4 protein-coding genes and 1 pseudogene are annotated in these 4,299 nt (G+C 59.4%); 2 read left to right on the plus strand and 3 right to left on the minus strand.

What is annotated here, in order from left to right; genetic code table 11:
* Nucleotides 1-709, minus strand: a 709-nt coding sequence (locus J8I82_RS37270) for a reverse transcriptase domain-containing protein (RefSeq protein ID WP_245180650.1), incomplete at its 3' end; no start/stop codon positions are given.
* A 554-nt stretch (nucleotides 710-1,263) separates the two neighbouring features.
* Here J8I82_RS37270 and J8I82_RS37275 point away from each other — a divergent pair.
* Entirely contained in the window at nucleotides 1,264-2,031 is a 768-nt protein-coding gene (locus J8I82_RS37275) for a hypothetical protein (RefSeq protein ID WP_245180653.1), read from the plus strand.
* Nucleotides 2,032-2,138: 107 nt separating this feature from the next.
* On the opposite strand, the pseudogene J8I82_RS37280 reads toward J8I82_RS37275, so the two are convergent.
* Nucleotides 2,139-3,100 (minus strand): annotated as a pseudogene (locus J8I82_RS37280) (IS5 family transposase).
* Nucleotides 3,101-3,103: 3 nt separating this feature from the next.
* Complete coding sequence (locus tag J8I82_RS37285) at nucleotides 3,104-3,634, minus strand: hypothetical protein (RefSeq protein ID WP_209765587.1); 531 nt, start codon at nucleotides 3,632-3,634, stop codon at nucleotides 3,104-3,106.
* A 288-nt stretch (nucleotides 3,635-3,922) separates the two neighbouring features.
* On the opposite strand from J8I82_RS37285, the gene J8I82_RS37290 reads away from it, so the two are divergent.
* Nucleotides 3,923-4,299 (plus strand): double zinc ribbon domain-containing protein (locus tag J8I82_RS37290; RefSeq protein ID WP_209765590.1); only part of this gene is annotated, 377 nt, incomplete at its 3' end.

Consider the following 4,299-nt stretch of genomic DNA (forward strand, 5'->3'; position numbering starts at 1 on the left):
CTGGGACTCTTGACAGCGAAAATTCGAATGATTCAGACGACGGAGTGAAAAGTATGCAACGTTGTAAGCGGCGTAGTAACCCACCTTGCGGAGTACCTCGATCCCGACCAACCAACTCCCCGGTTACCTTCTGTACCGGACTCTCTAGCCAGCGTCTAATGTAGAGCCGTGCCCATTGCTCCGTGACATGCTTTTCTACCGCACGCCAGAGAAGCCCGTGGTCGATTGTGTCAAAGAAGGATTTCAAGTCAATATCGACTACCCAGTCGTAGCGCCAACAGTTTCTTCTCGCTTGCGCCACAGCTTGCTTCGCCGATTTGTTAGGACGGTAACCGAACGATGATGAATGAAATATCGCATCGATTCTCGGCTCAACCATTAACTTTACCGCCATCTGAGCCACTCGGTCCGTGATAGTCGGCACCCCGAGAGGGCGAAAACCGTCCCCCTTCGGAATCAGCACCTCTTTGACCGGCTGAGGAAAATAACTCCCCGAGCTCATTCGATTCCACAGGGCGTATAGATTTCTCGCCAAGCGATTTCGGAATAATTCAATACTTTCCCTGTCTACGCCCGGCCCTCCTTGATTGGCGGCCACGCGCTTCCAGGCTTCCCAGATCAACCGCTTGGGTATCTCGAACGACTTGGCGTCGACCCTGGAATCCTCCCGCGACGCGGTTGTTCTATGATCTTCGCCAGACAAGGTCATGCCTTCGCTCCAGAGGTCATTACAACCCTTTCAACGCTACTACGCATGACTCCGCCCCTGTGCCTCGCATTGGTACTCTGGCTCTCACGGGTTCTCCGCTTGAGCTTCTCCCTTAGCATCGAGACGACAGGTTCCCAAGTTCCGTATCCATGCCTGCAGGAAGGTCGCGCCATCTCTATGCCGGATGCCGTCAGACCCACCTCCAGGTCGCCGTCTGACTGATCCCGAGGTGATGTCGAGCCCTCGGTTTTGACATCATTGCAATTATCGACACTTCTTCGATGGTTCACTTGCGTTCGCCTCCTTCCTGACTACCTGACGAGATTCATCTCGCCTTTTCCCTAGCAGGCTGTTGAATTTGTCCCCCGATAGCGTCCTATGGTTCATAGCGATCGGGCCATAGGCGATGGTGGCCATTTGTTCTGGAGCCTCCATGGAAGTCCGCGACGCTGACGACAGCTGTCATTGCTCCCCGCGCAATCGGCAGGAGAGCGATCGACACCTCGCTCTGGGCAAGCCCGGATGAAGGGGCGCTCGAAGGAGAACGGCGCGCGTTGTATTTTGCGAGAAAGCCGGCGGTCTCGCTGTACCTTTCCGGCGCGACGGCCGACACCATCAAGCGTCTCACCTCACTTGGCGCAAAACAGGCTTATCGACTGATCCGCGAACGTTGCCTCGAAACGCATCCGGACGGGCGGCCCTACGGCTGGCGCGGGCTGGTTCCGTGGACCCAGATCAAGCACTACCGGCGCCATCGGAAGATCCATGTCAGTCAGTTCGGCGGCGGCGCCGTTGGTGCCCTGCAGGCGCTCCTTGATGCGAAGCCGGAGCTTCGCCAGGCATTCGAAGCGCGTATTCTCGCGAGCGCATCAGGCAAGCGGCTGGTCGAAACCCGGCAGTCGAAAAGACGTCACTGCGGGTGGCTTCTTGACCAGCTCCGCGGACTTGGATGTGAACAGCGAAACGAGTGGCCGTTCAACACGGCGACCCTGGGATACGTCTCGATTGGCCGGTTTATCGACAGGGTGTTGTCGGCCAACCCACGAGCGCTGGCGGCGGCGAGCGGCGGTCCAGACCTGGTGTCAAAGCTGAAGACAGGGGACGGAACCGGACGGCCGGTTCAGAAGTTCATGCAGCGCGTCGAGATGGATGCGCACAAGCTGGATGGACGTTTCTGCGTGTCGCTTCCCCTGATAGGAGGCGGCTTTCGGGAGAGGATCGTTCATCGTCTCTGGGTCATCGTGATACTTGAAGTGATGTCGCGCGCGGTGCTCGGCTACTACTTCAGCATTAGGGCAACGCTGAACAAGCCGCTGAATTGACGCTTGGCCGGTTGATCAAAGGGTATTTCACTGTGGAAGCGACTGTTATTCGCGTCTTCCTGCCCTTGCGGGCTATAAAAGCGGGCGATTTGCCCGCTTTTGGCCCATTACGGGCGTACCTGTGCCATCAGCCGCGTTCGGCACAGGTACACGTTCGCCAGCGCCAGCGCGACGAAGGCGCGATTGGCGTTCTTCGCCAGGACCGCGATAGCGCACCTTCGTGAAGCCCCACAGCCGCTTCACAACACCGAATACGTGCTCAACCCGTGCTCGGATCTTCGACTTGTTGCGATTCTTCCTGCGCGCCACTTCGTCGACCTGGTCGGCACGACGCGTGCGCTTGTTGGTAAAGTCCCGTGCATTTGGCGCCTTGCTGTGAATCAGCTCCTTCTGGCTCGCATAGGCGCTGTCGCCATAGACCCGTTGCTCCTGACCATGCAGCAGTTGTGGCAGCGGATGCTTGTCGTGCACGTTGGCCGCCGTGACAACGGCGCTATGCGCCAGGCCGCTCTGGCTGTCGACGCCGATGTGCAATTTCATACCAAAGTGCCACTGCTTACCTTTGCACGTCTGATGCATTTCCGGGTCACGCGCCTTCTGTTCATTCTTCGTCGAACTCGGCGCGGCAATCAGCGTGGCATCCACGATCGTGCCGCTGTTGAGCTTCACGCCCCTGGTTTGCAGCACCCGGCCAACTTCGGCAAACAGCTTCTCATCCAGCTTATGCTCTTCGAGCAGGTGGCGGAAGTTGAGCATCGTCGTGGCATCAGGCACCGACTCGCACCCCAGGTCGATGCGCGCAAAGCGGCGCAGGCTCGGAATGTCATACAGCGCCTCTTCGCAGGCCTCGTCGGCCAGATTGAACCAGTGCTGGATGAAATGGATCCGCAGCATGCGCTCAAGGCCGATCGGCGGACGGCCGTTGCCGCGTTTCGGGTAGTACGGCTCGATCGACCCACGGCACGATCGTATTCATCGTTTCGAGAAACTCTTCACGCCTCGTGCGTTTGCGACGTGTCTCGAATCCCGCGCCCTGATCAGCCGCCACTGCCAGCGTCATCTGCCTCATCGCCTAGTTCTGCCTTTCCCGTCGAATGTCCCGTTTATAACGCTTGCGTCCGTCAGCGGTGGACTTATTCAGCTTTGCCCTAGACGGGAAGTCTCGAAGGATGATGTCCTGCGCGCGCTGAAGCGGGCATTGGGAAAATGGTGTGCGCGCCCGGTAAGCTTCAGCGACAAGGCGTATTTGCCCGATGCCGGGCTTCTGTCGGTACTGGGTGACGATTTCGTCGGACTGTGCTGGGATGAGACCAGCGTAGACGGTGCCCTTGCCGAGACCTGTCAGCACGTGCGCGACGCGTTGCGCGATACGGTTCGCGCGACGCTGCTTGAGCCGAAAACCTCGTTCTCGAAACGTCGAAGCAAGGACGACCGGCCCTTCATCGAGGCGTTTTTCCGAAATCTGGCGGGGAAGGGCTTTCAGCGTCTTTCCAACGCCACCGGCGCCAAGCCTCAGGACCGTAAGGGACCGGAAGCCGGAAGACGTTGCGCTGGCAAGCCGATTCCAGTACGAATATGCGGAAGAGCTGCTGGACGTGCTCATCGCCAATTACAACGCAACACCGCACAGCGGGATTGGCAACCATTCACTAACGCGATATGGGACTGGAGTGAGCAAGCTGAAATCTTATGGGTGCTATATACGGCATATTTTCCTCTGCTTGTCATTCCCGAACCCTGGGACTGGCAACCCGCTGACTGCGGCCGCGTGAACACCATCGTCATCATAGACGCCCGTGACCTCCGGACGACCCGGCATGGCAGTGCTTGCCAACGGTGCGGATTGCGGCTTGAATGAGGGCGTAGCGGCCAAAGGCCGTCAGAGGACCAGATGCGCTGCACCTATTGCCAGTTCGAGAACCCCGCGGGCGCCATGGTCTGCGAGGCGTGTGGGCAAAGTCTTGCGCGGATCTGCCCGCAATGCCGCCATGAGTGTGGCCCCGCCGCGAAATTCTGCGAGGCCTGCGGGGCGCAACTGACGGACGCAGTTGCGCCGTCGCGCAATGCCCCAGAGCCGACTTTTTCGCTTCCAGCACCGCCGGAGCCACCAATCCCGGCCCCAATCATATACACACCGCCCCATCTGGCCGAGCGCATCCGCGCGGAGCGCGCCGCGATGGAAGCCAAGGGTGCGGACGCGGCCGGCGAGCGCAAGACCATCACGGCGCTGTTCGCCGACATGGCCGGCTCCACCGCGTTGATCCAGGA

Source organism: Cupriavidus consociatus, assembly GCF_017814975.1.
GTDB classification, from domain to species: Bacteria; Pseudomonadota; Gammaproteobacteria; order Burkholderiales; family Burkholderiaceae; genus Cupriavidus; species Cupriavidus consociatus.

Coding starts and splice junctions, on each gene's coding strand:
- J8I82_RS37285 (WP_209765587.1), bottom strand. CDS start 3,634: ATGAGCACGTCCAGCAGCTCTTCCGCATATTCGTACTGGAATCGGCTT.